The sequence below is a fragment of the Devosia sp. Z6_126 genome, assembly GCF_058133495.1.
In genome coordinates, this window is record NZ_JBYUNO010000008.1 from 1 (window position 1) to 26,716 (window position 26,716).

General features: G+C 60.0%; 27 protein-coding genes, 1 pseudogene and 1 riboswitch. Of the genes and pseudogenes, 21 read left to right on the forward strand and 7 right to left on the reverse strand.

Annotated elements, in window-relative coordinates; all coding sequences use genetic code 11:
• Window positions 1-393, reverse strand: a 393-nt coding sequence (locus AC3YOG_RS20135; RefSeq protein WP_489936396.1) for a hypothetical protein, incomplete at its 3' end; no start/stop codon positions are given.
• A 64-nt stretch (window positions 394-457) separates the two neighbouring features.
• Between AC3YOG_RS20135 and AC3YOG_RS20140 the strand changes: the two genes are divergently transcribed.
• On the forward strand, window positions 458-613 hold the full coding sequence (locus tag AC3YOG_RS20140; protein WP_489936397.1) for a hypothetical protein: 156 nt from the start codon (window positions 458-460) through the stop codon (window positions 611-613).
• Between the two features lie 539 nt (window positions 614-1,152).
• Here the strand turns inward: AC3YOG_RS20140 and AC3YOG_RS20145 are convergent.
• The 4 genes and pseudogenes from AC3YOG_RS20145 to AC3YOG_RS20160 form a co-directional block, all read right to left on the reverse strand.
• A complete protein-coding gene (locus tag AC3YOG_RS20145) occupies window positions 1,153-1,578 on the reverse strand; it encodes a hypothetical protein (RefSeq protein ID WP_489936398.1) in 426 nt (141 codons plus the stop codon).
• A 268-nt stretch (window positions 1,579-1,846) separates the two neighbouring features.
• Window positions 1,847-2,418 (reverse strand): annotated as a pseudogene (locus AC3YOG_RS20150) (dihydrodipicolinate synthase family protein); the annotation flags it as partial.
• Window positions 2,419-2,441: 23 nt separating this feature from the next.
• Complete coding sequence (locus AC3YOG_RS20155) at window positions 2,442-3,290, reverse strand: amidohydrolase family protein (RefSeq protein WP_489936399.1); 849 nt, start codon at window positions 3,288-3,290, stop codon at window positions 2,442-2,444.
• Complete coding sequence (locus AC3YOG_RS20160) at window positions 3,283-4,980, reverse strand: IlvD/Edd family dehydratase (protein WP_489936423.1); 1,698 nt, start codon at window positions 4,978-4,980, stop codon at window positions 3,283-3,285. The genes AC3YOG_RS20155 and AC3YOG_RS20160 overlap by 8 nt, the downstream gene beginning before the upstream one ends.
• A 194-nt stretch (window positions 4,981-5,174) precedes the next feature.
• Here AC3YOG_RS20160 and AC3YOG_RS20165 point away from each other — a divergent pair, with 194 nt between their 5' ends.
• Window positions 5,175-6,176: a Gfo/Idh/MocA family protein gene (locus tag AC3YOG_RS20165; RefSeq protein ID WP_489936400.1), complete on the forward strand. Its 1,002-nt coding sequence runs from the start codon at window positions 5,175-5,177 to the stop codon at window positions 6,174-6,176.
• 36 nt (window positions 6,177-6,212) lie between these two features.
• Complete coding sequence (locus tag AC3YOG_RS20170) at window positions 6,213-6,869, forward strand: GntR family transcriptional regulator (protein ID WP_489936401.1); 657 nt, start codon at window positions 6,213-6,215, stop codon at window positions 6,867-6,869.
• Between the two features lie 37 nt (window positions 6,870-6,906).
• Here AC3YOG_RS20170 and AC3YOG_RS20175 read toward each other — a convergent pair whose 3' ends face one another.
• Window positions 6,907-8,511: a GH39 family glycosyl hydrolase gene (locus tag AC3YOG_RS20175; RefSeq protein WP_489936402.1), complete on the reverse strand. Its 1,605-nt coding sequence runs from the start codon at window positions 8,509-8,511 to the stop codon at window positions 6,907-6,909.
• 323 nt (window positions 8,512-8,834) lie between these two features.
• Here AC3YOG_RS20175 and AC3YOG_RS20180 point away from each other — a divergent pair, with 323 nt between their 5' ends.
• From AC3YOG_RS20180 to AC3YOG_RS20200, 5 genes are all read left to right on the forward strand, one after another.
• A complete protein-coding gene (locus AC3YOG_RS20180) occupies window positions 8,835-10,745 on the forward strand; it encodes an ABC transporter substrate-binding protein (protein ID WP_489936403.1) in 1,911 nt (636 codons plus the stop codon).
• Window positions 10,746-10,808: 63 nt separating this feature from the next.
• Window positions 10,809-11,813 carry an ABC transporter permease gene (locus AC3YOG_RS20185; RefSeq protein WP_489936404.1) on the forward strand — a complete coding sequence of 335 codons (1,005 nt, stop codon included), beginning with the start codon at window positions 10,809-10,811 and terminating at the stop codon, window positions 11,811-11,813.
• A gap of 2 nt (window positions 11,814-11,815) precedes the next feature.
• Entirely contained in the window at window positions 11,816-12,673 is an 858-nt protein-coding gene (locus AC3YOG_RS20190) for an ABC transporter permease (protein WP_489936405.1), read from the forward strand.
• A 2-nt stretch (window positions 12,674-12,675) separates the two neighbouring features.
• Window positions 12,676-13,698, forward strand: a complete 1,023-nt coding sequence (locus AC3YOG_RS20195; RefSeq protein ID WP_489936406.1) for an ABC transporter ATP-binding protein — start codon at window positions 12,676-12,678, stop codon at window positions 13,696-13,698.
• Window positions 13,695-14,552, forward strand: coding sequence for an ABC transporter ATP-binding protein (locus tag AC3YOG_RS20200; RefSeq protein WP_489936407.1), 858 nt, complete (start codon window positions 13,695-13,697; stop codon window positions 14,550-14,552). The genes AC3YOG_RS20195 and AC3YOG_RS20200 overlap by 4 nt, the downstream gene beginning before the upstream one ends.
• A 560-nt stretch (window positions 14,553-15,112) precedes the next feature.
• Here AC3YOG_RS20200 and AC3YOG_RS20205 read toward each other — a convergent pair.
• On the reverse strand, window positions 15,113-15,946 hold the full coding sequence (locus tag AC3YOG_RS20205) for an alpha/beta fold hydrolase (RefSeq protein WP_489936408.1): 834 nt from the start codon (window positions 15,944-15,946) through the stop codon (window positions 15,113-15,115).
• Between the two features lie 545 nt (window positions 15,947-16,491).
• Between AC3YOG_RS20205 and AC3YOG_RS20210 the strand changes: the two genes are divergently transcribed.
• The 13 genes from AC3YOG_RS20210 (at window position 16,492) to ribH (ending at window position 26,712) form a co-directional block, all read left to right on the forward strand.
• Window positions 16,492-16,857, forward strand: a complete 366-nt coding sequence (locus tag AC3YOG_RS20210; protein ID WP_172125205.1) for a hypothetical protein — start codon at window positions 16,492-16,494, stop codon at window positions 16,855-16,857.
• Between the two features lie 459 nt (window positions 16,858-17,316).
• Window positions 17,317-17,559, forward strand: coding sequence for a hypothetical protein (locus AC3YOG_RS20215; RefSeq protein ID WP_489936409.1), 243 nt, complete (start codon window positions 17,317-17,319; stop codon window positions 17,557-17,559).
• Between the two features lie 3 nt (window positions 17,560-17,562).
• Window positions 17,563-17,781 (forward strand): helix-turn-helix domain-containing protein, encoded by a 219-nt coding sequence (locus AC3YOG_RS20220; protein ID WP_489936424.1) that lies wholly within the window; start codon window positions 17,563-17,565, stop codon window positions 17,779-17,781.
• A 114-nt stretch (window positions 17,782-17,895) separates the two neighbouring features.
• Window positions 17,896-19,332, forward strand: a complete 1,437-nt coding sequence (locus tag AC3YOG_RS20225) for a glucose/sorbosone family PQQ-dependent dehydrogenase (protein ID WP_172125203.1) — start codon at window positions 17,896-17,898, stop codon at window positions 19,330-19,332.
• A 157-nt stretch (window positions 19,333-19,489) separates the two neighbouring features.
• The gene (locus AC3YOG_RS20230) at window positions 19,490-20,203 is read left to right on the forward strand and encodes a sensor histidine kinase (protein ID WP_489936410.1); all 714 of its coding nucleotides are present in this window, start codon (window positions 19,490-19,492) and stop codon (window positions 20,201-20,203) included.
• Window positions 20,204-20,353: 150 nt separating this feature from the next.
• Window positions 20,354-21,289: a pirin family protein gene (locus AC3YOG_RS20235; protein ID WP_172125199.1), complete on the forward strand. Its 936-nt coding sequence runs from the start codon at window positions 20,354-20,356 to the stop codon at window positions 21,287-21,289.
• A gap of 82 nt (window positions 21,290-21,371) precedes the next feature.
• The gene (locus tag AC3YOG_RS20240; RefSeq protein ID WP_172125197.1) at window positions 21,372-21,713 is read left to right on the forward strand and encodes a GNAT family N-acetyltransferase; all 342 of its coding nucleotides are present in this window, start codon (window positions 21,372-21,374) and stop codon (window positions 21,711-21,713) included.
• 175 nt (window positions 21,714-21,888) lie between these two features.
• Window positions 21,889-22,143 carry a DUF2171 domain-containing protein gene (locus tag AC3YOG_RS20245; RefSeq protein ID WP_172125195.1) on the forward strand — a complete coding sequence of 85 codons (255 nt, stop codon included), beginning with the start codon at window positions 21,889-21,891 and terminating at the stop codon, window positions 22,141-22,143.
• A gap of 471 nt (window positions 22,144-22,614) precedes the next feature.
• Window positions 22,615-22,989, forward strand: coding sequence for a PepSY domain-containing protein (locus AC3YOG_RS20250; protein WP_172125192.1), 375 nt, complete (start codon window positions 22,615-22,617; stop codon window positions 22,987-22,989).
• Between the two features lie 218 nt (window positions 22,990-23,207).
• A riboswitch (FMN riboswitch) is annotated at window positions 23,208-23,358 on the forward strand.
• Between the two features lie 89 nt (window positions 23,359-23,447).
• Complete coding sequence (gene ribD, locus AC3YOG_RS20255; RefSeq protein WP_489936411.1) at window positions 23,448-24,491, forward strand: bifunctional diaminohydroxyphosphoribosylaminopyrimidine deaminase/5-amino-6-(5-phosphoribosylamino)uracil reductase RibD; 1,044 nt, start codon at window positions 23,448-23,450, stop codon at window positions 24,489-24,491.
• Window positions 24,472-25,080, forward strand: coding sequence for a riboflavin synthase (locus AC3YOG_RS20260; RefSeq protein ID WP_172125188.1), 609 nt, complete (start codon window positions 24,472-24,474; stop codon window positions 25,078-25,080). The genes ribD and AC3YOG_RS20260 overlap by 20 nt, the downstream gene beginning before the upstream one ends.
• Window positions 25,056-26,276, forward strand: coding sequence for a 3,4-dihydroxy-2-butanone-4-phosphate synthase (gene ribB, locus AC3YOG_RS20265; RefSeq protein WP_172125186.1), 1,221 nt, complete (start codon window positions 25,056-25,058; stop codon window positions 26,274-26,276). Before AC3YOG_RS20260 ends, ribB begins: the two co-directional genes overlap by 25 nt.
• Before the next feature lie 4 nt (window positions 26,277-26,280).
• Complete coding sequence (ribH, locus tag AC3YOG_RS20270; RefSeq protein WP_489936412.1) at window positions 26,281-26,712, forward strand: 6,7-dimethyl-8-ribityllumazine synthase; 432 nt, start codon at window positions 26,281-26,283, stop codon at window positions 26,710-26,712.
• Window positions 26,713-26,716: the final 4 nt, after the last annotated feature.

The following is a 26,716-nucleotide window of genomic DNA, read 5'->3' on the forward strand; positions in this document are numbered from 1 at the left end:
CGCGAATCTGGAGATTGGCAGTTGTTTGTCCTTCGGCATCGCTTCACTCACTGAAAATACTAGTGCAGAAGCATCGCCCGGAAAAAAGAAAGTAACAAGATTAATGTGCCTTATTGACACTCTGAGCTTCCTACTAAGCGCCGGGTGTTCCACGAGCATGGGCACCTTATCAGAAGCCTGCGGGGGATTGAGGGCAACGGCATTCCCGTATTGATATCTGCCGAAACGCCTGAGGTTGTTTGGTGGAGAGGTCTCCACTGAGCGAGGCGTGCAACGCTCGAGATCGATCTTTTCCAATACCTGCGGCAATGGTCCGGCAGAATTTCGAGCGAGTTTAATCGCGCCAGGCTGCCGAGGGTTGCTCTGAAAGCCTTCAAGCGGCTGATTGAACAATGGGGGCGTACGGCTCTGCAGGCCGCGGCGCTTCTCGACGTGTCAAAGGGGCACCTGGGAGCGCATGCAGCAGGAGGGTAAGGACAAGCCCCTCAGCCAGGATCAAGTCACCCGGGTCTCCGCAATGCTCGGCATCTACAAGGGGCTTCATCTGTTGATCGCCCATGACATGGTGGATCGTTGGCCCGGATTGCACAACAAAGGCACCGTGCTGGGATGAGCCCAATCGACTCCATGCTCAAAGGCGGAATCCTCCAAATGTTGCGGGCCCGGTACTATCTCCAGGCCGTGCACGCGGGGTTGTGATCGGCGTTGGACGGTTGGCCGGTCGTCACAGAGGCTTTTCCCAAGATCATCCAACTGGTGAGGACGGCGGCTGTGTTGAAGCCGCTTGTCTGGCGAGGATGATGATTTTGCCATTCACGCCCAGATCGCAGTGCCCGCTGCCGCTTGGTCTGGAGGGGCAATCCAGAACCAACAATCGAAGGGTCGCCGTAATGGCTCCGAAACTGACTACAGGTGGCTATATCGAAGGGCAGGGTAGGGGCCGACAGCAGTCTGTCCGCTTTTATTCGAAGCGGTCAAAAGCAGACACTGGCCACCTAAGTGGCCGGTGACGAGTTTGGGCTGCCTCCGGACCGACAGCTTAGTGGTCGTCTATCCAGAGCGGGCGTTCGACGTCCAAATGGGACGGTGGCTGAGCCGGGTCCAAAGCGGACAAATGTTTCGGCTTCGCCCATTAAGAACCGGCTACGGCCTCTAGGCCTTCTGCATTTCTGCCACGTCCATGTAGAACTTTAACGCCACCTCGGCGAGCTGCGTCGGGGTGAATTCCAGGGCCTTGGCGTCAGCCGTAACGTAGGCCATCCTACCGGGCCCGACGAGCCGATACTGCAGCTTCATGCTTATAAGCGTGCTGGCCTGGCTGATCGAGCCTCGATAGCCGGGAATGTCGGGAAAGCCCTTGTAGAGCTTGATTTCCATATTGGCTTCGTCGAGGGCGTTCGCGTAGCGAGTGCGGAAGTTCGCGATCATGTTCGTCGGATAGAGTCCCTGGACGATCCGGTAGCCTTGCGACTCCTGGAAAGCGATCTGGGGGATCGACGGTTTCAAGGCTGCCACGGCGGCCTCCAGCGCCTCCGAGAACTCGACAACCCGGTCATGCCACCATGGTTGCCACAGCAAGGTAGCGGTGCTTGATCGCGTCCATCTCGACGCGGGTCCAGCGCGTGGTGCCCCATTCCGGCCGGTAGAAGATGGCAACGCAGCGCGCCTTGGCGCCATAGACGGCGCTGAAGGTTTCCTGCCCGTCCGTGCCGGCAAGTTCCTTCTGGCGATCGTAATAGATGAAGGTTTTCATCTTCGGCGCCAGCAGGTCGTTCAGCTGGGTGGCGACGCCTTCGTCCTGAAAAGTGAAGCTAAAGGCAAGGTCGTATTCGTAGTCCGTCATGAAGCGCGTTTCGCCCTTGTCGCTCGAGGCACGAAGGGCAGTGATCTTGCCGAGCCCCGGCCAATCTTCATGCTTGAGCATGACGCAGGTTGGCACGTCACGGATGATGCGATCGATCACCTTGGGCGCGATGGTCACGTTGGTGGTGAGGGATAATCCTGGAGCACCCAGGGCGTTTTGCCCACGGCTTCACCCACCGAGGCATAAAAGGCATAGGCCTGATCGTCGGTCTTGGTGGTCCAGGGCGGGGCGACCATGACGCCAGCGGCGCCCATGTCCATCACGGAATCCGCGAGTTCACGCATGGGAGCAAGGCCCGGCGCCGAAACGCCTACAACAATCGGCATCCTGCCGGAAACCCGCTGGAGCACTCACTGGGCGATGTCGCGCGACTCCTGGGAGGTCAGCTTGGGTGCCTCGCCGAGCTGACCAAGGATCGTCATGCCAGTGACGCCCTTTTCCTCGTAGAAGTCGACCATGCGATCAACGCTGTCCCAATCCACCGCACCCTCGTCGGTAAAGGGCGTTACGGCAATGATGTAGACGCCTTTAGCGTTTTCGGTGAGAAGGGACATGAGGCTATTCCGTTCAGATAGGGTTAGTGGGACCAGTAAAGGGTTTTGGCTGTCTGGGCGAAGACCAGATCGCGTATTTCCGTAGGAACCGCGGCAAGACTGAGGGCGACGAGATCGTCTTCCTGCGGCACGTTGTGGAAGAGTTCGGTATGGGGCCAGTCGCTGCCCCATAGGAGCTTGTCGCCATGACTTTGACCGAGGATGCCGACAACAGCGGCGTAGCCGTCACCAGTAAGGCGATAGGGCGCTGAAATCTTGGACCAGACCCGGCCACTGTCGAGTGCGCGCTGCATATCGGTGACGGCCTGGCCCTGGGGGTCAAGCGGCATGAAGGCGAGATGATCGATGACGCCGTTGATTTCGAAGCGCTGGCACAGTTCGGCTATCGTGCCGATGGCGTCTGGGCCGACCTGGAACTGGATATGCCAGCCGAAGGGCTTGATGCGTAACGCGAGTTCTTCCAAGGCATCAAGGCCTATGCCAGACTTGTTGCGGAGGTTGATGCGCAAGCCGCGGACGCCCAACTGGTCCAATCGGGCAATTTCACTGATGGGTGTGGTGCCCGGGATAACCACTATGCCGCGCAGGCGGTAGGGGTGTTCAGCGAGGGAGGCAAGAAGGACGTTGTTGTCGAGCCCATAGACGCTGGGCTGGACCAGGACGCCGCGCTCGATACCAAAACTGTCGGCTATGGCTCGCCAGCCTGCTACCGTTTCCATCTGCGGCGTGTAGCTGCGGGGATTGGCTAGGGGCGCGTTGGGGGCAAAGACGTGGAAGTGGCTGTCGCAGGTGCCCTGGGGCAGGCGAATGCCAGCGGGATTGCGCAAGGGTTGTGGCGGCAGGCAGAGCTGGGCGTCACGCAATTCATTCATGGGGCGCAGCCATCAGGAAGTCGAAATCGAGCCCGTCATCGGCCTGGGTGACGTGGCGATCATAGAGTTGGGCGTAGCCGCGCTCGGGGGCTGGGGCAGGGCTTCCGATCGCTGCCATGCGCCCGGCCAACTCGGCGGCGCCGACAAGTAGATCCAGCGTGCGATTGGGCACATCGAGCTTGATGCGATCGCCCGTGCGAACGGCGCCAAGGGGGCCGCCGTCTGCTGACTCCGGCGTGATATGGAGGACAATTGTGCCAAAGGCGGTGCCGCTCATGCGGGCGTCGGAAATGCGCACCATGTCCTTGACGCCCTGGCGGGCAAGGTGGCGCGGAATGGGCATGTAGCCGGCTTCCGGCATGCCGGGAGCGCCCTTGGGGCCAGCATTGCGCAACACCAAAATGTCGTCGGACGTGATGCCGAGGCTGGGATCGTCAAGCCGCTCGGTCATGTCCTGGACCGAATCGAACACCACGGCGCGGCCTTCGTGGACCTGCAGCTTGGGATCGGCCGCGGCATGTTTGATCACGGCGCCGCGGGGCGCCAGATTGCCGGTGAGGACGGCAATGGAGCCCGATTGCGAGATAGGATTGCTGCGCGCGCGGATGATCTGGTCTTCGTGGCGCGAGGGGAGTGCCTCGACGCTGTCGCCAATCGTTCCGCCAAAGGCGCGCGGGGCGGTCAAATCGAGAAGATCGGTCAATTCGGACAAGAGGCGCGGCACGCCGCCTGCGGCGTGGAACTCGCCCATGTAGCCTTGCCCTGTGGGCTTGAGATCGACCAGGACCGGCACTTGCCGCCCGATCTGGTCGAACTCAGCCATGTCGAGCTTGCGCCCCAGACGTCCATAGATGGCAGCGAGGTGCACGACGGCATTGGTGGATCCGCCCAAGGCCTGGAGGGTCACTAGGCCATTGCGGAGGGCTGCGGGAGATAGAACTTCAGCAGTTGTGAGGCCCGTTTCAACCATCGCCACGGCAGCGCGGCCGGTTTCTTCGGCGAGGCGAACACGCTCGGCCGATGTCGCGGGAGCCGATCCGGACATGGGCAGCGCCAGGCCCATGGCTTCCATCATGGCGGCCATGGTGGATGCCGTGCCCATGACGGTGCAGGTGCCCACTGAACTAGCCAGCTTGCCATTGATCTTGCCGATCTCGGTTTCGCTGATCTGGTCGGCCCGATATTGCGCCCACAAACGCCGGCAATCGGTGCAGGCGCCAAGGCGCTCGCCGCGGTGGTTACCGGTGTCCATCGGCCCGGTCGGCAGGACAATGGCAGGCACTTCGCTGCTGGCGGCCGCCATGACCTGGGCAGGAATGGTCTTGTCGCAACCGCCGATCAGGATCACCGAGTCCATCGGCTGCGCGCGCACCATTTCCTCGGTTTCCATGGCCATTAGATTGCGCAGGAACATGGAGGTGGGCGCGGCAAAGCTTTCGTGGATGGACATGGTAGGAAACACCATGGGCATGCCCCCGGCCAGCATGACGCCGCGCTTGGCCGCTTCAATCAGTTGCGGCACGTTGCCGTGACACGGATTATAGTCCGAATAGGTGTTGGTGATGCCCACGATGGGGCGGTCTAGGGCGTCGTCCGAATACCCCATCGCCTTGATGAAGGCCTTACGCAGGAACAAGGAAAAGTCCTGGTCGCCATAGCTCGTCAAACGTCTGCGAAGCCCGCGCGTCACGAAATCCTCCCCGTCGCCGAACATCGCGACGCCAGCTATTCCTACAGCGTCAGCTTGCATTGTCAATAATGTGAATGATGGCAAGCTGCGGTGTAACACAGAATATGCAAGCATGTGCTAATCCATGATTGTGTGAACCTGCCAATCTGCGATAAAGAAAATGGGCGCTATTATTGACAAAAAAGGCTTGCGGCATGCGTGTTGGGATCGTGGGGGCAGGGTGGGTCACCCAATATCATTTGCCGGCATGGTTGCGGCTGCCCGAGATCCAGGTGCTAGCGATCTGCGATCCTGACGCGGAGGCGCTGGGGCGACGGGCCAACGATTTTGCCATTCCACAACGCTACGCCAGCATTGAGGAAATGCTCGACTGGGCAGAACTGGATGCGCTGGACATTGCTTCTCCGCGCCATTTGCATGCCCAGCATGTTCGGGCCGGTGCGGCCCGTGGTCTGCCGATGCTTTGTCAGAAGCCGCTTGGGGTGGATTTTGCGGAGGCCGAGGCGCTGGTGCGGGAGATCGACGGTCATGTACCCTTCATGGTGCACGAGAACTGGCGCTTCCGGCCCTATTATCGCGAGCTGAAACGATGGCTCGACGAAGGCGTGCTGGGTCAAGTCCAAGCCATACGTCTTGAATTCCATTCCAGCGGGATGATTGCGGGCGAAGATGGCCTGCGCCCCGCTCTCGTGCGGCAGCCATTCTTCCGGCGCGAGCAGCGCCTGCTTGTGATGGAAGTGCTGATCCATCACCTCGATACACTGCGCTTCCTGTTTGGCGAGTTCGATCTGCGTGCTGCCCGGTTGGGGCGGAGCAATAATGAGATCCTTGGCGAGGACAGTGCCGCCTTGGATTTGTCACGCTGGGCCGACGGCGTGCCGCTCAAGGTGTCGGGCAATCTCGCCGTCCAGGGGGCGCCGCCTGCGCCGACCGACCAGTTGTGGATTAAAGGCGCGAGCGGCGAAATCCATCTTGCGGGTGCAACGCTACGGCTTGCAGGCCCAGAGCCCCGGGAGATGGCGTTTGATCCCGGCGAGAGCTATCAGCAAGCCTATGACAGTGCCATTGCGCATTTTGCCCGCCGGCTCAGTGCCGGTGCGCCGTTCGAAACCTCTGCAACTGACAATCTGCAGACCCTGCGGTTGGTAGAAGCAGCCTACCGGATCAGCGGATTTCAACCTGCCCCGGTTTCCTGATAATCAGGATCCCAACGAAGTTCGAGACCCAATGCCATGAACGAGCACATCCGGGACACGGAGCTGGACGACGTCAAGATCGTGCGGGCGCTAGAAGAAGACATCATCTTCGGGCGGCTCGCCCCAGGCGCGCGCTTGACCGAGGACTCGCTCCTGGCACGCTTCCCCGTGACCCGCCATTTCGTGCGGCAGGCCCTGATGCAGCTCGAGCAGATGGGCGTGGTGATCCGCGAGCGCAACAAGGGCGCTATGGTGCGCTCGCTAACGCCCGACGAAGTGCGGCAGATCTACGAAGTGCGTGAGCTGGTGCAGCGGCAGGCCGCCTTAATGATCCCGCTTCCTGCGCCGCAATCCCTGATCGATCAGCTCCTCGCGATCCATGAGGAGCATGGCAAGCACATTGAAAGCAGCTATCTGCGCGGCGTGCACGAAACCAATGACCGGTTCCACCTGACCTTGTTCGGCGCATGTGGCAATAAATACCTGGTGCAGACTATCGAGCTATATATGCGTTACAGCCTGCCGGTGCGTGCCAACTCCATGGCCGAACGCGCCTCGCTCGACATATCGCATAGCCAGCACAAGCTGATGATCGACATGCTCTCTGGGCGCGACAACTGGCTTCTGGCGCAGTTGTGCGTCGATCATCTCCAGCCGTCCAAGCGGCGCTATATTGACCTAGTCGGGAGCTGACCGCACCCAAGGGAGCGGAATGCGGTCAGCCAGCGCATCAGTAGTCGATGCGGATGAGCGAAACGCCCTGGCGGGGTAGGGCGGTTGTCATTGTCGCCGTTCCGTCGCTGGCGTCGACCGTGCCAGTCTCAAGAATAGCCAGTTGGCCGGCAGCTTCGAGCTTCTTGAAGTCTTCGCCCGAAACGTCCTGCGGCGAACCCATGGCCTTCCACACGCCGTAGGAATTGGAGTGATCCTCGTCCATGCGGTAGTGCGTCATGGCGTGATTGCCCGGCTTTAGGCCGGCAAGGCTGATGGTGACGTTGGCGGCGCCATCCTCCACATTGTCGTCGTCATGGTAGTTCCAGGCCAGCACGCTCACGCCCGTTTCGTCCCGGGTTGCAACGGCGTTGACATCGGGCTTGTCGCGGATGCCGTGCTCCATGATAGCGGTAATGTCGACGGCATGATCGCTTCTGGCCTCGACCCATTCGCCTTTGAGTTTACCCAGCATGCGGAAAGCGTTGAGTACGGGTTTGTCGACGCCGTTGGTCGCCAGGTCACGGAAGCCATCGAACCAGGGCTGCTCCTCAAAAAGGAACGCCCAGGTCACCGCGCCTTCGATTTCGATGCCGGCGCGCTGGGACAATTCATACGTCCGGATCATGCTTTCCACCACATAGGCGCCGTAGAGCGGACCATTGCGATAGCCGTTCTGCGGGTGCACGCGGGCGGAGCAGGCGGCGCAGCCCTCAGGATCGGACTCCCCGATCACGGTCGGCAGGTGCCGCAAGGATGGAAATTCATTGACAATGGCCAGATTGCTTTCGATGTCGCGCAACTGCTTGTGCAGGCCCATGCGCACATGATCCTTCCAGATCACCGGATTGCCCTTAGCATGGAAGGCGATGAAGTCGATGGGGGTCCCGTTATCGACGACGTATTGGAGGAATTCACGCAAAAACGCCTGCGCCTTGGGATTGTTGAAGGCGCCACAGGTGTGCGGCCCGCCAACGCGGGCGCCGGGCAGGGCGGATTTGATGGCTTTAGCCGTGGCTGCATACATGTCGCAGAACTGGCGCACCGTGCCGGTCCAGTAGTGCCCATCTGGCTCGTTCCAGACTTCCCATGGCCAGCTCTTGACCTTGTCTTCCCCATAGCGATCGGCGAGGTGCCTCGCCCAGGCGTAAACGAGATCGCTCCACTTCCCCAAATCGTTAGGCGGTGCGGCCCAGCCAGTCATAATCGTTGCATAGCGATCTTCGAGCGACCAGGAGTGCCGATAGGGGCCGGGATCGTCGGACAGGGCCTCGGGGGTGAAGCCGACCTGGATCAGAGGGACATTGCCAGCTTCGACATAGGCGTCGAAAATCTTGTCCATGACTGTCCAGTCATAGACCGGATTGCGATCTGCATCTTCGGTGTAGGCATTGGTGGAACCCCATTTGAGAGCGTATTTGCCATCGCCTGAGGTCAGCAGATTGTGCGTGCGGATATGGGGTGGTTGCGAGCTGAGTTCGGTCAGCTCACGCAGCAGCTTTTTGCCATTGTCCGTGTAGGTGTAATTGGGTTCGTCATAACCGAACCAGCTCCACAAAGGCTTGTAGGCGCCGCGGCCCACGCCCGCATCAACCTCTATGCGGACGTCATAAGTCGCTGTCATCTGGATTTTTCTCCACCCGTTCTGCTGTGAATTAGGGCCCACTTTCCTCGTGGGAACTCTGGTGATAAGCCTAACGGCGATGTCAGCTTTGTCAATAATATGTTCGTCGGAGCTGCGCTTTTCTCCACTTGCGCCGCCCTTGGGTGCGAGCTGTCTCAGCTTTTATCGATAATCTTATTGCTCTTGCCCTAAATATTGTCGATAAAGAAGCGGGGCTGTGTCGCGGGAGGTTGCGACAGCGGGCCTTACTAGGGAGGCGACGGTCGACGTCATCCAGGCGGATCGGTCGCTGCCCGCACATGCGGGCTCAAGGAGGAAAGACCATGCTGCTCAAGAAGCTGGCGGCAGCTGCACTGGTGATCGCCGCGTCGGTGGTGCCTGCAGTTGCCCAAGACTTTATCGCGGGCATCCCCCGCAACGAAGCACTCATTATCCAGGGTCCGGCGGCGCAGAACGCTGAGTGGTTCAATTTGTGGGCGCCCGGTGGCGGCTCCACGACCAATGGCGTTCAGCAGCTGACCGCCGACACGCTCTGGTGGATCAATCCCGAAGGAACGGGAGATTCGGCGTGGACCAATGCCCTTGCCGCTGATCGCCCGGTCTATAATGACGATTTCACTCAGATGACCGTTAAGCTCAAGGAGGGCATCTTCTGGAGCGATGGCGTCGAGTTTACCGCCGAGGACGTCAAGTTTACAGTCGATACCCAGATCGCCCATCCTGGCATGAACTGGAGCGCGCCGTTCACCATCAACGTAGCCAGTGTCGATGTGCCGGATCGCAATACGGTGGTGTTCAACCTCAAGCAATCCAACTCGCGGTTCCATACTCTCTTCACCGTACGCTGGAACGCGGCGTGGATCATGCCCAAGCATGTGTTCGAGGCTGTCGAGGATCCCCTGGCGTTTGCGGGCAATCCGCCCGTGTCGCTCTCGGCCTATGTGCTCCACAGCTATGATTCAGCCGGCAATTGGGCGATCTGGAAGCTGCGCGAGGACTGGCAGCGCACCTCGATCGGCATGGAGCTCGATGCGGCGCCTGACGTGAAATATGTGGTGTATCGCAATGCCGGCAATCCGGATGCGCGCGTGATCGAGCAGATGAACCACAATCTAGATGTCATCAACGACATCGCCCCTGAGGGCATGTTCACCATCGCCAAGCAGGCCCCGGAATCAACCGCAACCTGGTTCCCCGGCTTCCCCTTCGCTCATCCCGATCCGACGCTGCCTTCCGTGCTGTTCAACCACCAGGTGGAACCATTCAACAACAAGGACGTGCGCTGGGCGCTCGCCATGCTGATCGACATCCGCGCCGTCGCCATGGGCTCCTATCGCGGTGCGGCAAACCTGGCGGCTCTTTCTACGCCGCCAACCGGTTCGGCTATTACGGACTACTATGGACCGATGCAGGATTGGCTGACCAATTTCGAGCTCAATACCGGCACAAGGACCATCAAGCCCTATGATCCCACTACGGCCGAGCAGATCGCGGCTCTTGTCAGGCCGCAATGGGGCGAGGACATTCCGTCCGACCCTGCCCAGCTCAACGCCATGTTCGGCTATGGCTGGTGGAAGCAGGACAAGGCTGCCGCAGCCGAACTGCTGCAGAAGGCCGGCTTCACCAAGAGCGGCAACCAGTGGATTAAGCCCGACGGTACACCATTCACCATCAAGCTGATGGTGGAAGGTGACGCGGTCCCGACCTTGGCCCGTGCCGGAACGATCATTGCCCAGCAATGGTCCATGGAAGGCATCCAGACCAGCATCGACGTGGCTGGCCCCACCAACGGCCAGCGGCTGGGCGGGGGTGACTTCCAGGCCGCGGTGTACTGGACTGTCGAGACCTGGGGTGGCCACCCCGACCTGAGCTTCTTCCTTGAAAGCTTCCATTCCGACTTCATCGTGGAGCCGGGCAAGGTGCAGCCACCGCGCAATCTGCAGCGCTGGCAGGACGAGCGGCTTGACGCCATCATCGAAGCCAATCGAACGGTCGGCTTTGACGATCCACAGGTGGTACAGCTAGGCCAGGATTATCTCAAGCTCGCCGTCGAGGAGATGCCGTTCATCCCGCTCATGGCCTACAACAAGTTCGCACCGTTCGACACGACTTACTGGACTGGTTACCCCAGCGCGGCCAACCCCTACGCCGCATCGGGCCCGAACTGGTCGAACCTGCGCTACATGATTGTTAAGCTCGAAGCCAATCCTGCCGCCGCCACCGCCGTCCAGTAATGTGCACGCTTGGACGGGGCCTCGGAGCTCCGTCCATTCCACTTCCTAAAAAGCGGATCTTCTATGGACGGATTTGCCAAATATCTGGTCCGGCGCCTCTTCCAGTTTTTCCTTGTGATCTTTCTGGGTGTCTCGCTGGCCTTTCTCATCACCAATTTGTCCCCGGTCGATCCGGTGGAACAATCGGTGGCCCTGATGACCAATTTCGGAGCCACCGATCCACGCGCGGTCGCCTTGATGCGCGAAGCGCTGGCCGAGCTATATGGCCTCCAGGGCAGCTTTCTTGAGCAATATATCGGCTTTTGGGGCCGCGTGCTGCGAGGCGATTTTGGCCCGTCGCTGTCGGCGTTTCCTACGCCAGTCATGTCCCTGATTGCGGCGGCGCTGCCTTGGACGATCGGCATGCTGACACTGGCGCTGCTCATCTCCTGGACGTTGGGCAATTTCCTCGGCGCGCTGGCGGGATACTTCCGAACCAACCTCTTTCTGCGTCTGTCCGGCGCGGCCGTAATGGCCCTTCATCCGGTGCCGGCATACATTGTCGGCCTCGTTCTCCTGATGATCTTCGGCTTCATCTGGCCGGTACTGCCGATCTCGGGCGGCTCGCAAATGAACTTGCAGCCCGGTTTCACCCTCGATTATTTCCGCTCGCTTGTTTTACACGGAACCTTGCCCGCCTTGACCCTGGTGCTGGTCGGCGTTGGCAGCTGGTTCATCTCGATGCGCTCGCTCGTGTCCAACATCGTGACCGATGACCATGTGGTCTATGCCGAACTGGGCGGCGTTTCCTCCGGCAAGATCTTCTCCCAATATGTGGCGCGCAATGCCCTGCTGCCCCAGGTCACCGGCCTCGCGCTCAGCCTTGGCAACGTTTTTGGCGGCGCCGTCATCACCGAGTTCTTGTTCAATTATCCCGGGGTGGGCCGTTTGCTGATTCAGGGCATTTATCGCGGCGACTATTCGCTGGTGCTGGGCGTCACCACCATGTCGATCGTTGCCGTGGCGATCGCTGTTCTGGTGATCGACCTTGTTTATCCCTTGATCGATCCGCGCGTGAGATTGGGCTGACCATGTTCAAGATCCTACTCGGCCTGCTGCGCTACAACAGAGAATTTGCCATCGGCTTCGTGTTGACGCTCGCCGTCTTTCTCTTCGCGCTTGCCCACTTTTGGGCGCCGCTGCCGGACGATGCAATTTATCTCCTGCCGCCCGACATGCCGCCATCTGCCGAGTACTGGTTGGGCACGACGTCCCGCGGTCAGGACGTCCTTTGGCAGATGAGTTCGGCCATCTGGAACACCATGACCTTTGGCCTTACGGTGACCATTATCAGCCGGTTGATCGCTTTGGCCGTCGGCATGTTGTCCGGCTATCTTGGCGGCCGCTGGGATGCGTTCCTGATGACCATCAACGACACCCTAATCGCGCTGCCCAACATTCCCATTCTGCTGCTCGTCTATTTCGTCATGCGCGACAGCATGAGCTGGCCCATCCTGGCGCTGACAGCTGCGCTCCTGGGCTGGAACTATGATGCGCGCCTGATCCGGTCGGTAACGCTCAGCCTGCGCAATCGGGAGTTCACCCGCCACGCGGTCTTTGCGGGCATGAGCGTGCCCCAGATCCTGGTGCGCCAGCATCTTCCCTATGTCATGCCAGTCATTTTCTTTACCGCGATGAACAACCTTATCTGGGCTATCGGCCTTGAGGTGACGCTCTCGGTGCTCGGCTTTTCCGACATCAACCGCCCCACCGTTGGTGGGATGATCTACTGGGCCAACCAGCACCAGGCAATAATCGCCGGCATCTGGTGGTGGATCGCTTTCCCGATCATCGCCATCGTTCTTTTGTTTCTCGGGCTGTTCCTCCTCGCGATCTCGGTCAATGAGTACATTGACCCGCGCAGTCGGCTCAGTCGAATGGGAGCCTGATCATGCTCGACACACTCGCCACGCCAGTGGGAGCCAAGACCCGGCCCGTGCTGGAGGTGAAAGGCCTCAAGGCCTACTACCAGATGAACTATTTCGGCGTGCAACGCGAAGTGCGCGCCGTGGACGACATAACTCTCACCATCAACCGCAACGAGATCTATGGCATTGCCGGGGAATCCTCGTCCGGCAAGTCCTCGCTGATCAAGACCATAGCGGGAGCCATCACCCCGCCCTTGCGTGTCGTAGAAGGTTCGGTGAAGTTCGACTTCGGCGGCAAGACATTAGATGTCTATGGCGATCCTGGCGCTATGAAGCAGGCCCGCTGGCGCCATCTCAGCTACATCATGCAGGGTTCAATGAACGTCTTGAACCCCGTACGAAGGGTCAAACACTCCTTTCATGACTTCGCTTACAAGCACATGGGCTTGTCGGAATCGCAGTTCCGGGACCGCGTGGAGAGCCATTTGGCCCGTATCGGGCTCGATCCGCGCGTGCTGGAGTCATATCCCCACCAATTGTCGGGCGGCATGCGCCAGCGCCTGACCATCGCCCTTGCCACCGTATGCGAGCCTGAGTTCATTATCGCTGATGAGCCAACAACGGCATTGGACGTGTTGGTGCAGCAAGACGTACTGGCCTTGATCAAGGACGTGCAACAACGTCTCGGCTCTTCGATCATCTTCGTCACTCACGACATGACGGTGCATGCCGCAATCGCTGACCGGATCGGCATTGTTTATGCGGGGCGGCTGGTAGAGGAGGGGCCCACCACGGACGTGTTCGAGCGCCCGCAGCACCCCTACACGGCGCACTTGATCTCGAGTTTGCCGCGCATCGGCGATCTTCGCAAACGCCAGGCCCTTCCGGGCAAGCCGCCGAATTTGTCGGATCCACCAAGCGGGTGCCGGTTTCATCCACGTTGCCCTTTGGCGATCGAGAAGTGCGTGACGCACAGCCCGCCTTTAGATGCGCGCGGCAGTGGCAGAGTCGCCTGCTGGCGAGCCGGCGAGGTGAAGGCGGCATGAGCGCGCTATTGCAGCTTGAACACATCAACAAGGACTACGCCGTCGGCGGCCTGTTCGACCGCGCTGTCTTGCACGCAGTCAAGGACATCAGTTTCACCCTCGATGATGAGAAACCAGAGATCTTCACGATTGTGGGGGAGTCCGGCTCGGGCAAGACCACAACTGCGCGCATGATCCTCGGAAATGAAACGCCCACGAGCGGTACCCTGCGGTTTATGGGCCAGGACATTGCTGCTATTCGAAGCAGGGCGGATCATCTCAAATTCATGGCCCGGGCGCAGCCAATATTTCAAAACCCGTTCGAAGCGTTCAATCCGCTGACAACACTGGACTATTACCTGTACTCGACCGCCAAGCGCTTCCTGAATTTACGGGACAAAGCGTCAATCGAAGCTGCAGTCGACAAGTCCCTGCATCACGTAGGGCTGTCGCTGGCGGAGGTGCGCGGCCGTTATTCACATGAATTGTCGGGCGGCCAGCTCCAGCGCATTGCCGTGGCACGCGCCCTTATTCCGGGCCCCAAGCTCATCGTGGCTGACGAGCCGGTTTCAATGGTTGATGCCTCGCTGCGGATGTCCATCGTCAATCTGTTTCGCGACCTGCGGGACAACCTGGGCGTCTCAATCATCTACATCACCCATGATCTCTCGACCGCCTTCTATATCTCTGACCGCGTCATCATCATGCACAAGGGAGAGGTGTTAGAGGGAGGCGACGCAAAGACGGTGCTTGGCACTCCTCAGCACGAGTATTCGCGCGCACTCAGAAGTGCAGTTCTCCCGCCAATTCCCGTCGTTGCCCGGGCGATCATCATGAAAAAGATATCAAGCGCTGCCCGCGAAACGTCAACCTGATCCGCATTGCCCAAGGCCAATATACGACGCTCCGTTGCGCATAGGCGGCTTGGGTTGCCGCTGTGCCACGGGAGCGCGGCGGTAGGTATCTCGCAAGCGCTCACCTGGATACATGCGCCTAGTAATCTTATTACGGCAAATGTCGAATGGCAGCTTACAGGAAGCTGGAGACGATGAGGGAACGGCAGAAATGGGGCGCTCTGCCGTCCGGCAGGTGCCGACCCCGTTGCTGCCGTTCACGCTCTTCGTACCGCGGCCTGAAAGCCGACATTACGGCATTGTCGTGAAGTAGGAGGTTGCTGCGGTTAAGCTGGGATCTATCCAGACCGATCTGCTGATCGTCCGAGGTGACGGCGGTACGTCATGGCGGGTATGGATGGGCGATAACTCTTCAGCTCCGGAATGGGGGCTCTAAGCCTCATATCCTCACGAAGACCGATGAAGGCTGCGCCGCACGACGCACAGCAGTTTGGCCACTTCCCCACCTGCTTCGTGGGTGATCAAGCTGGAGGGCGGTCCGCCCGTGGCGGCACAGAACCATGAGGTCGTTGGTTATGTACTTAGAGGTCGCGAATAAACGCGAGCAGATCGGCGTTGACTAGCTCAGGATGGGTGGCAAACAGGCCGTGAGACAGGCCGGGGTATGTTTTCAAGGTAGTGTTGCGGACCAACTTTATTGCTTTCTTAGTCGAGTTTTCGAACGGAACGATCTGATCATCCTCACCGTGCAGAAACAGGACCGGGACGGAGATGGCCTTCAGATCCTCGGTGAAATCCGTCTCGGAAAACGCGGCGATACAGTCGAAATGCGCCTTGGCGCCACCGCTCATAGCTTGGCGCCACCAATTGTCGATGAGCCCTTGATTGACCTCGACGCCGTCGCGGTTAAAACCGTAAAAAGGTCCACTCGGTACATCCAGGTAGAACTGGGCGCGGTTCCTGGAAAGGGCCGCGCGGAACTCGTCGAACACCTGCATGGGAATACCACCTGGATTGGTGCTCGACTGGACCATGACAGGCGGCACAGCGCCGATCAGGACAGCGCCGCCGATGCGGCCGGGCTCCGCGCGGGCGGCATAACGCGCGACCTCGCCTCCACCTGTCGAATGCCCGATGTGGATAGCGTGGCGCAGATCCAGAGTTTGGGCGATCAACGCCACGTCGGAGGCGTAGGTATCCATGTCGTTGCCAGCATCGGTCTGATCGGATCGGCCATGACCACGACGGTCATGAGCTATCACCCGATAGCCATGAGACAGAAAGAACAGCATCTGACTGTCCCAGTCATCGGCGCTAAGCGGCCAGCCGTGGTGAAACATCACGGGCTGGGCATCTTCCGGTCCCCAATCCTTGTAGAAGATAGTGGTACCGTCGCCCGCTGTTATGGTTGCCATTGCAGGTAATCCTTCCTCTTGGCTTGGTTGATATATGCCAGCGACCCGCGTGGTCCCTGTGCACAAGTTCCGCTCGATACGAGAGCGGCGCAGCTTAGGATGAGGATGTTAGTGTCACGACCGGGTCGTGCGGCGCAGAATGTGCTGCTTAAGTGCCGATCTTGCGGACTCGCAGGCGTTAGTCAGCCCACCAGTCGCCAGCGCCCTGCCTTGTCGCCTGGTTGAAGCCTAGGCTGATGTAGTATTCGCCCGGCATCGCCACAGGATTTCGGTCGGCCGGCGCTGGCGGCCCTCTTGCCGGCGGAACGGAGCTGTGCCCTGCGATATCGCAAGCATGGCGCTAGCGGTCAGCTGCCGGTGCCCGATCGGTGGCGCGACCATGATGACCCGCAAGATCGGCACTTAAACAGCAGTTCTTACGACGCGGCAGATTCCGCTAGCGCTTAGAAACGGCACCTGGAAGCAGGTCGTGCTCTCGTGTGGAGCAGAAGCGCCTGCGGAACGCCGCCCCGGATGAGGGCCACACCAAACACAAAGGAAATTCGATGTCGCTCAAGATAACCGCCAGCACTGCTCTGGCTTTGCTGCTCACTTCTCCTGCACTGTCGGCACAGAGCCTGGCAGATGACAATGAGATCAATGGTCGCCCTGTCGCGTCGATCATCGCCACCCTATCCGCGCGCGGTATCAAGGCGACGGCAGTGGAGCAGTGGGGGGACGGGGTACTACGCGTTGAGGTTAGGAATACAAGCGGTCACAGCTTGCTGCTGGTAGACGAGGATAGTCTGCGTCCTCTCACGGAAACGCAGGTGGTCGGAACCGAGCTCAATGCGGGCGTCCCACCCATTCCGCGGCCGCAGCGGCTCACGCACGGCACGCCTCAGTCGCTGATTGAAAGCGACGATGAGTGAATTTGCACAGGCTGCTTGGCTCGCACAAGCCGGGCAGCCCCGCCGCGCACCCTCCTTGAGAACTTCTCCAAAGTTGGCCGAGGGGGGCGAGGCGCAGGCGGACTCCTCAGTATGCTTGAAGCTGCTCAGCCGCCGGGAGATATGTCTGACACCGCCGTGCCGGATCTCGTCCTTTATCAGGACCTGACCGGCGGGAATCGAGGTTAGCGGCGACCTTGGCGGCGGAGCTTTCGATGTGACAAGCGTAAAGGGTAGTTTCTTCCTCGCTGCGCCAAACTTTGCCAATAAGGTCTTAGTCGAGACCAGCCATCGCCTCCGTAGCTTGTCGTTTCCCATAACGTGATGGCAGGGGGTGCTCGAGGAAGCAGCCCACGGCCAGTTCTCCTTCGAAAATCTAGATCTCCACCACGGATCGTTCGAGTCGCCGACATCCGATCAGCGCTCCAGCAACTTTGGGCGTTGTGTGATGAAGAGGGCGCGCCGTCGCGTTTGCTGGCGCAAGCCGCGGGCTGCGAGATCCTGGCGCAGCTTTACCGGTTAGGCGGGGAACCGTTCGCGCCCATAAGGGGTGGCCTCACTCCATGGGCGCAACGACGTTCGCTGGAGCTGGTGCGGGCACGGCTCTCGGAAGACATCAGCCTCGACGAACTCGCAGCCGAGGTCCGGCTCTCATCGTTTCATTTCGCCCGCATGTTCAAGTAGAGCCTGGGTGTTCCGCCACGGGTCTACCTAACGCGACTGAGGATGGAGAGGGCTTGCGAACTCCTCGAGATGACGGACCTTCCGGTCACCGAGATCGCGCTGGAGGTTGGGTACTCGTCCAACCAGGTACTTGCTCGAGTGTTCGTCAAGCATCGCCACATGAGCCCGACCGACTACCGCCGAGCGGTTCGCGATCCAGTTCGCTCGATGGAATTTTCCTGACACTGGAGCCGCAAGATTGGCGCGTTTGCGGCAAGGGCAGCGACGCTTCCGGCTCCGGCAGCCGATAGCTTTATGTGGCGACAATTAACTTCGTCCCCTCAAGAAGGCATTCAAATGAAACTCTGGAAATCGCTCTATCTTTCGACTGCTTTGGCGGTCGTGGCACTTGGGCCTGCTGCCGCACAGCAATCCCCCGAGGATGTCACGGTCGCCGAGTTCCCCTTTGCCAAGGCGGTGCTTGCCGAGGGCTTGGGCAACCCCTTCGAAATAAGGCTCGGGGCAGACGGCTGGCTTTGGGTGACCGAACGGACAGCCGGGAAGATCACCCGGATTAACTTGGAGGACGGCACGACCAAAACAGCCTACGCGTTCAACGTGCCCGAAGTGTTCGAGGTGGCTGAGGTTATCCAGGGCCAGACCGGAGTGATGGGGTTTGCATTCCACCCCGAGTTCGGCAACGGGACCGACCAGGTATTTGTGTACCACACCTACCAGGATGCTGAACGCACCGACCCGACGCAGTTGGACGAGAAAGCTCCGTTCCATCGGCTGTTCAACAAGGTGGTCCGTTTCGATTACGACGCGACAACCGGCACGCTTTCCAACCCAACGGACATCTTGACCGGAATTCCGTCCAGCAACGACCACAACTCAGGGCGGATGCAGGTCGGTCCTGATGGAATGATCTATCTGACGGTCGGCGATCAGGGCCACAATCAGCTGATCAATTGGTGCCGGCCTATCGAGTCCCAGACCCTGCCCACAGCAGCCCAGCTCGCGGCGGAAGATCACTACGCCTATCAGGGCAAGGTGCTCCGCATGAATCTCGACGGCAGCATTCCGGAGGATAACCCTGAGATCGATGATGTGCGCAGCCATGTGTACAGCTACGGCCACCGCAATCCGCAGGGTCTCTCTTTTGCAGCAGATGGGACGCTCTACGCCAACGAGCACGGTCCGGATTCGGACGATGAGATCAACATCATCAAGGCGGGCGGCAACTATGGCTGGCCCCACATCGCTGGGCAGCAGGATGACAACTTCTACCTTTATGCCCAATGGGGACAAGCATCTGAGCCCTGCGGCGGCCTTGATCCGATCGGCCCCTCACAGGGAGCGCCTGACGTTGTGCCGCAGCAGGCGGAATCCGAGTGGCAGGCGCCAGAAAACTACGTGATGCCCATCGCCACGATGTTCACCGTGAGCGAGCCGCTGCCGGGATGCGAGGACTTTGCTTATCTTTGCCGCCCAAGTGTTGGGCCGTCCTCCATCACCCTCTATGAGCAGGATAGAGTGCCGGAGCTCAGCGGGCGGTTGATGAGCACAACGCTGAAGCACGGCTCCATCTACAGCATCAACCCAGCCGCCGAGGAGGACGGGTTCACGCGCTACTATCTGGGTGCAAACCGTTTGCGGGATCTCGAGATCTCCGATGACGGCGGCACGATCTATCTCGCCACCGACTTGAGCGGCGGTGTTGTGGATCCTCAGGGAGGGGTGTCCGAGACACCTGAAAATCCCGGGGCGATCTTGGTTTATACGGCCAAGTGAGAGTCCGGACACCGCCGGACAAACGGCTTGGGACGGCTGCCTCCCTTGCGCCGGGCTGATTGAGGCCACCCCTACAACTCCGCGGTCGAGAAGATGAGGACCGCGGAGCCGCCGGCGGCTTTCTGAGGCCCGTGAGGCCTTTTTCCGGGAAACCCAAATGACAAGTTACGAACAAGCGCGACTACACGATGGGGCGGAAGCCGTGTTCGCTCAATTGGTTCTAAGCTACGCCGACGCCAACCACCGAATTGCCAATTCGCTGCAGCTTTTGGTGGCGACGCTCCAGAGGCAAGTTCGCTCGGTGAGCGACGAGTTGGCCCGAGCCGCGCTTGTCGATGCATATCAGCGCTTGACTGCCGTCGGGACGCTGCATCGGCTCCTTGCGCATAGCGGGTCGAATGAAAGCCTTAAGCTAGACGAGTTTCTGGAAAGGCTGGTCGAGGCGCTTCGTGATGCTTGGACGGAGCCATCTTCACGGGACGCTGTACGATTATCTTGTGTGGCGATTGCTTTGCCCAAGGTTCAAGTCATCCAGCTCGCCATGATTATCAGCGAGCTGGTGTGCAATTCACTGAAGTACGCTTACCCCCCTGATGCAGTTGGCGATGTCAGAATAAGCGTCACACTCGAGCATCCTGCGTCACTCCTGGTGAGCGTCGAAGATGACGGGTTCGGCTTTGGCAACAGTCCGGTGGCGTCAGGCGCCGGAACGGGGAGGCAACTCATCCAGTCCATCGCGGCAAACCTTCCGGCAAGTCTCGAGCAGCACGAGTTAGAGGTTGGAACCCGGGTGCAACTACGGCTTGATCTGCCGCTCCTTGGAGAGGAGGCGCTGCGGCCAGGTGCGTCGGATTTCGTTACCGGAGAATAGGTCCAAGCCCGGACAGTGTCCGCGATGGCACGTGCCGATTTTCGCGACACAGCTGAACCGATCGCAGGTCTAGTGACGCCCACGACTGCGCAATAGGAATCCCCCCATATCACCTCGCCTGTGACAGGCTCGAAGGAGAGTATTACTAATATGAGCTGGAACCCAGCACTCGAACCGGGCTGCCCCGATCGGGTCTCTGTCGACGCAATCGAAACCCTTATCATCCCGCGCTCCCGCGACATCGGAGGTTTTGAGGTGCGACGTGCCTTGCCAGCGCCCAAGCGGCAGATGGTTGGTCCATTCATCTTTTTTGACCAAGCAGGACCGGCCGAATTGCTTACGGGTCAGGGCATCGATGTTCGCCCGCACCCGCATGTGGGCCTCGGCACCGTCACTTACCTGTATCGCGGCGATTTTCATCACCGCGATAGCACGGGCGCCGACCAGATAATTCATCCTGGTGAGTTGAACTGGATGGTTGCCGGACGTGGGGTTTCCCACTCGGAGCGAACCAGTGCGGCAGCACGGAGCGGGCCAAACAGCCTCTTTGGGATACAAACCTGGCTCGCCCTGCCTGACCGTTATGAAGAAATGGCACCCACATTCGAGCACCACGGCAAGGAGGCGCTTCCCCACATCGAGGACAGCGGTGTCTCGGTCCGGCTGATCCTTGGTCGTGCGTATGGCGAGCTAGCGCCGGCCAAAATGCTCTCGGAGACCTTTTATGCCGATGTGCTCCTTGAGCCGGGAAGCCGGATGCCGATGCCCGACGAGCATGAAGATCGCGGAATTTATATCGTCCAGGGCTCGATCTCGATCGCCGGTCAAGAGTTTCAAGCGTCCCAGATGATGGTTTTCCGACCGGGCGACCGGATCACCGTCGCTGCCGGCGAAACTGGTGCTCGCCTGATGATCCTGGGCGGCGCCACCCTACCTGGTCCCCGCTATATTTGGTGGAACTTTGTCGCCTCGTCCCAGGAACGCATCGAAGCCGCCAAGGCGGACTGGCGAGCGCAGAAGTGGGGCGAAGGGCGGTTCGACCTGCCGATCAACGACCGCGACGAGCACATTCCATTGCCGGAGTAGCAATCAGCAACCCACCGCAGTGGCGGGTCTGGGCAGTGCCAAGACATCGAACATTTCCAGCCAGAAAAACGGAGACTTTGCAATGAGTGACGACGAGCGCCGAACCGATCGGACCCAGGATATGCCGCTTGTCCCTGGTGGGAACGTAGTGCGCGAGGACGAAGGATCCAAAGGTCGCTACAGCGTGGCTGTCGACGGCTTCGAGGCCGAAATGACCTATAGGCACGCCGGGGAGAGATTGATCATCATCAATCACACCTTCGTCCCCGATGAGTTGAGAGGCCGCCGAATTGGAGTGAGTATGGTGCAGCAAGCGGTTGAGGACGCTCGGCGCGAGGGGTTTTCCATTATCCCACTTTGTCCCTTTGCCAAGGCGCAGATCAATCGTCATCCGGAATGGCAGGACATCCTGATGCGTTCATAGGCACTCCAGGCACAGGATTGTCGAACCTAGCTGCGGCCACCATTCGTCGTCACACGCGCCTTGCGCGTGCCCCAGTTGGCCGCTCCGGAAGCCCGGAGCCTTGTCCGCAGCCACTGTGTAGACCCCTAGAGATCGGCAAGTCAGCCGAAACATGTAAGATTCTAAAGGAGATGAAATGAGCGACCTTTCAACAATTGCCAAGGGAATGACTGTTGTCGGCGCAGACGGCGTCAAGGTGGGCCTGGTTGCGGACGTTGCGGGCTCCAGAATCAAGCTGGAGTCTGTTGTAGTCGACAATAACGCCGTCCCAAGCCTCTACATCCCGGGAGGATTGGTTGCCCATATAGAGGGCGACGTCGTTCGACTGACCGCAACCGGGGCCAATGTCATGCTGTTCGATGAACAAGAAGATGGCACCTTGGCTGACTGACGCTGTGACGACGTGCTGCGCCCTGTTCACGCGTAAGACGCGCGCCAAGCACCTGCTTGGCGTCCATGTTCCGGGACTGAATGGACGGCCAAGGTTCTGCCTGGTCGTCCTTTCAAGTGTTCTGCCACTATCTCAGAGTGGCCGGGGCAACAGGTGCAATCTTCCACAAGTCCCTGACGCTTTCCTTGTCGCGAGCCTGTGTTGGGCGCCATCTGCGACAGGCTACGCGCGAACGCCAGTATGGGCGTGGCCTTGCTGCCAAGGCACGAGGCACCGCGCACTTAGAGCCCCACGTCCTGGAAGAGACTGAAGTAGTCAGCAGGTCCATCTCGCTCAACAGCGCGACCGCCAGGCCCACTTCCCGGCAAGTCCTTATTGTCTGCGGGGAGAGACGATCAATCCCTTAAACGCAGCTTATTCCTCGGCCTGAGCCTCCCTAGGTAAGTGCGAACAACACGAAAGGAATTCTCGATGTTTTCCATTATCAGGGCCACCGCTGCTGCCGCTTTGCTGCTGGTGTCTCCTGCGGCCCTCGCCGCACAAAGCCTGTCGACCGATAATGACGAGATCAATGGTCGTTCGGCCGCAGCGATGATCGCTAACCTGTCCGCCCGTGGGATCAACGCTACGGCAGTTGAGCTATGGGGTGACGGCGTGCTCAGCGTCAGTGTCAGGGATGCAGACGGCGCTCACCGATTGCTGCTGGTGGACGAGGATACGCTGCGCCCGCTCGAGATTGCGCCTCAAGTCAGCACTGAACTCAACGTGGGCGTCGTGCCCAGCGCTAGTCCGAGGCGCTTGACCAACCTGGCGCCGGAGTCCTTGGTCGAAGACAAGGACGACTGAAGCCGTACAGGACTGCCTCGCTGCTGCGAGACGGTCCTTGCGCTTGGAGCACACAGGCGGGAGCAATTTTGCCGCAAGCCGAAGGCACCAGCATGACTAGTACCCGCGCTCGCAAGCAACTCGCCAGCCAGGTACTGTGCCGTTACCGCAAGGCAGCGTGGGTGGTTACGCCTCTGTGCCCACTTGATACCCACGCCTGTGTGCCTTTATTCAACTAATTGAGTTCTCAGGGCGGGGTGAAATTCCCCACCGGCGGTAATTGTGTCTTCGGCACATCAGCCCGCGAGCGCCTATCCTCTTGGGGATGGGGACAGCAGATCCGGTGCAATTCCGGGGCCGACGGTATAGTCCGGATGGAAGAGAACCAATGATGTGCACGCGCGCTTTCCGATAACCGGATTTCGCGCGTTGCGTCGTCATTTGCCCTGAAACTCCTCGAAATTGACGAGGAGAAGGGAATGTACCAAACTACAACCATCCCACATATTCGGCCTGAGCACGTTCTTCGGGCCTTTTCGCACGCTCTGGACGCGGCGCGAGCCCATGAGGGGGCAACGGCTCCAAATCCTCCGGTAGGCTGCGTTCTGCTGGATAGGGCGGGGCAGGAATTGGCCGTGGGGGCCCATCGTCGGGCCGGAATGCCACACGCAGAAATCGAGGCCATCGCGAGCGCCCGCGCCCGCGGCAAAGCCGATAGCATCAGCACGATCGTCGTGATGCTCGAGCCGTGCAACCATCATGGACGTACACCACCCTGCGTTGATGCAATCCTGGCCACCAACGCCCAACAGATATGGATAGCCTGCCGCGATCCCAATCCGGATGTGGCGGGTCGCGGAGCAGAGCGGCTGCGTGCGGCCGGGTGCTCGGTGCACTATTTGGCGGACTTAAAGCTACCCGGAGCAGAGTTCCTGCTCGCCAGTGCCGAACGCCTCCTTGAGCCATTCGCGAAGAGGAGTCTGACTGGGCTTACTTTCGTCACCATCAAACAGGCCGTGTCGTCTTGCGGCAGTATGGTTCCGCCTGACGGCCAGAAGACCTTCACCAGTCCGGCATCGCTTGAACTGGCACATCGTCTGCGCCGTAGGGCGGACGCGATCCTTACCGGCTCAGGCACTATCCTGGCTGACGCACCGCTGTTCACCGTGCGGCTGGTCCCGGACCATCCGAACAAGCACCGTATGCTGGTGGTCCTTGATCGTGGCCAGCGGGTTTCTGCCGGCTACCAGGATTCCGTCGAGCAGCGTGGTTTGGCCGTCTACCGGGCTGATCGGGTGCACGAAGCGTTGGAAAAGATCGCCTCGGCAGGGGGCATGGAAGTGCTGGTGGAAGCCGGGCCGACCTTAACCGAACACCTGCTCTCGTCCGGCCAGTGGGACGAACACGTGCTGATCGAGCAGTCAGCAAATTCGGACGGCACTGACAGGGTCACCATTCGCCGCAACGCGGCCACCCAGTTTCACCTACACCGAAAGGAAATCGATGTTCTCGGGCATAATTGAACGCATGGGGCGCGTGACGCGGGCCTCAACCAGCGGCGGTTCGCTTGAACTCGAACTACAAAGCGGCATCACAGACCTTTCCCTCGGCGAAAGTGTAGCCGTTGATGGGGTCTGCTTAACCGTCACCCAGTTCGATGATACCGGCTGGGCCCGGTTTTTTGTCAGCCCTGAAAGCCTGGCGCGGACCAATCTTGGTCGCTTAGCCGTTGGCGATCAGGCCAACCTGGAGCGGGCGGTAACCCTTAACACCCGGCTTTCCGGACACATGGTGCAGGGGCATGTTGATGGGCTCGCTCGGTTGGCGGAACGGCAAGAGACCGATGGCGCTTGGCGGCATGTGTTCCTGCTTCCGGAAGCTCTGGCACGCTACTGCGTGGAAAAAGGTTCGATCACCCTCAACGGCATCAGCTTGACGATCAATGGGGTTGAGCCGCGCGAAGCGGGGCTCGCGGTGATGGTGACCATCATCCCGCATACCTGGAACCACACCAATCTGCACGCCCTCGCCATTGGCGACGACCTCAATGTCGAGGTCGACATTATGGCCAAATATGTGGAGCGCCTATGTCTGCCATATCTCGAGCTCTGACTGAATTGCGCAACGGCGGCATGGTGATCCTCGTCGATGATGAGGATCGAGAGAATGAAGGCGATCTGGTGGCTGCCGCCGAGTTTGTAACTCCTGAGGCGATCAACTTCATGGCCCGGTACGGGCGTGGCCTGATATGCTTGGCGCTCGACGGGGAACAGGTAGATCAGCTGGGTCTGGCACCCATGGTCGCCCATAATGAGGCTCGGCGCTCGACCGCCTTTACCGTCTCGATCGAGGCCCGCGAAGGGATCACCACCGGGATCTCAGCGTATGACCGAGCACAGACCATCCGGGTCGCCGCCGACCCAAAGGCTACAAAGACCGACATCGCCTCGCCGGGTCACGTTTTTCCACTACGGGCGGCCGAGGGTGGTGTGCTGTCCCGCAATGGCCACACCGAAGGCGCCGTGGACCTGATGCGGCTGGCAGGGCTGCGGCCGGCCGGTGTCATCTGCGAGATCATGCGCGACGATGGGGAGATGGCCCGGCGGGTCGATCTGGATATCTTTGCCCAGGAACACGGCTTGCAGATCCTCACTATTCGGGACCTTGTCGCCCATCGCCTCGCCCGTGAGACATTGGTCGACGAAGTTGCCCGGTCTGAACTGCCAACCGAGCACTCGCCAATCCCTCTGGAAGTTCGGGCATTCCGTAGCCGCGCTGATGGGACCGAGCATCTGGCCCTGATCAGAAATCCACTGTCAGGTACTCCGCTGGTGCGCGTGCACTCCGAATGTCTCACCGGCGACGCCTTGGGGTCACTCCGATGCGATTGTGGACCGCAGTTACGAGAAGCATTGCGCCAGATCGCCACCGGGGACGGAGGGGCCTTGATATATCTGAGGGGGCAGGAAGGTCGCGGCATCGGTCTGGCGAACAAGATCCGAGCTTATGCCCTTCAGGACCAGGGCCAGGACACAGTTGATGCCAACACGGCATTGGGTCTCCCGGCAGACGCTCGCACATACGCAGTTGCCGGCCACATCCTGCGCACGCTCGGTGTCAACCGCTTGCGCCTGTTGTCGAACAACCCGGACAAGGTGCTGTCGCTAGAAAAGGTCGGCATCGAGGTCGCACAGCGGATGCCGCTCGAAATACCAGCCAATCCGTACAACTGGCGCTATCTCGCCACCAAACGGGAAAAGCTGGGCCACATCTTCACTGATCCCGAACAAGAGAAGCAAAATGTCTGATGCAATGCCCCGCCTCGCCCTGGTTGTCAGCCAGTTCAACCCCGAGGTCACAGAAGGCCTGCGGGATGGGGCGCTGGCCTATCTGAGCGCGAACGGGATTTCGGTCAACCCGGAGAATATCTACTCGGCTCCCGGTGCTTTCGAGATCCCGCTGATAGCCAAACGGCTTGCTCAGACCGGCTATGATGGCGTGATCTGTTTGGGTTGCGTTATCAAGGGAGATACGGCCGACTTCGAATATATCAGCGAAGCGGTTGCTCACGGTCTGATGCAAGCGGGCCTCGAAACGGGAAAGCCCATCACTTTCGGGATATTGACCACCTACACCGATGAGCAGGCGATCGTGCGGAGCCGCGCCGACGAGCACAACAAGGGGAGGGAAGCGGCTGCCGCCTGCGTTGAAGCCTTGCAAACGCTCGGCGCTGTGCCCCGATAAGGGC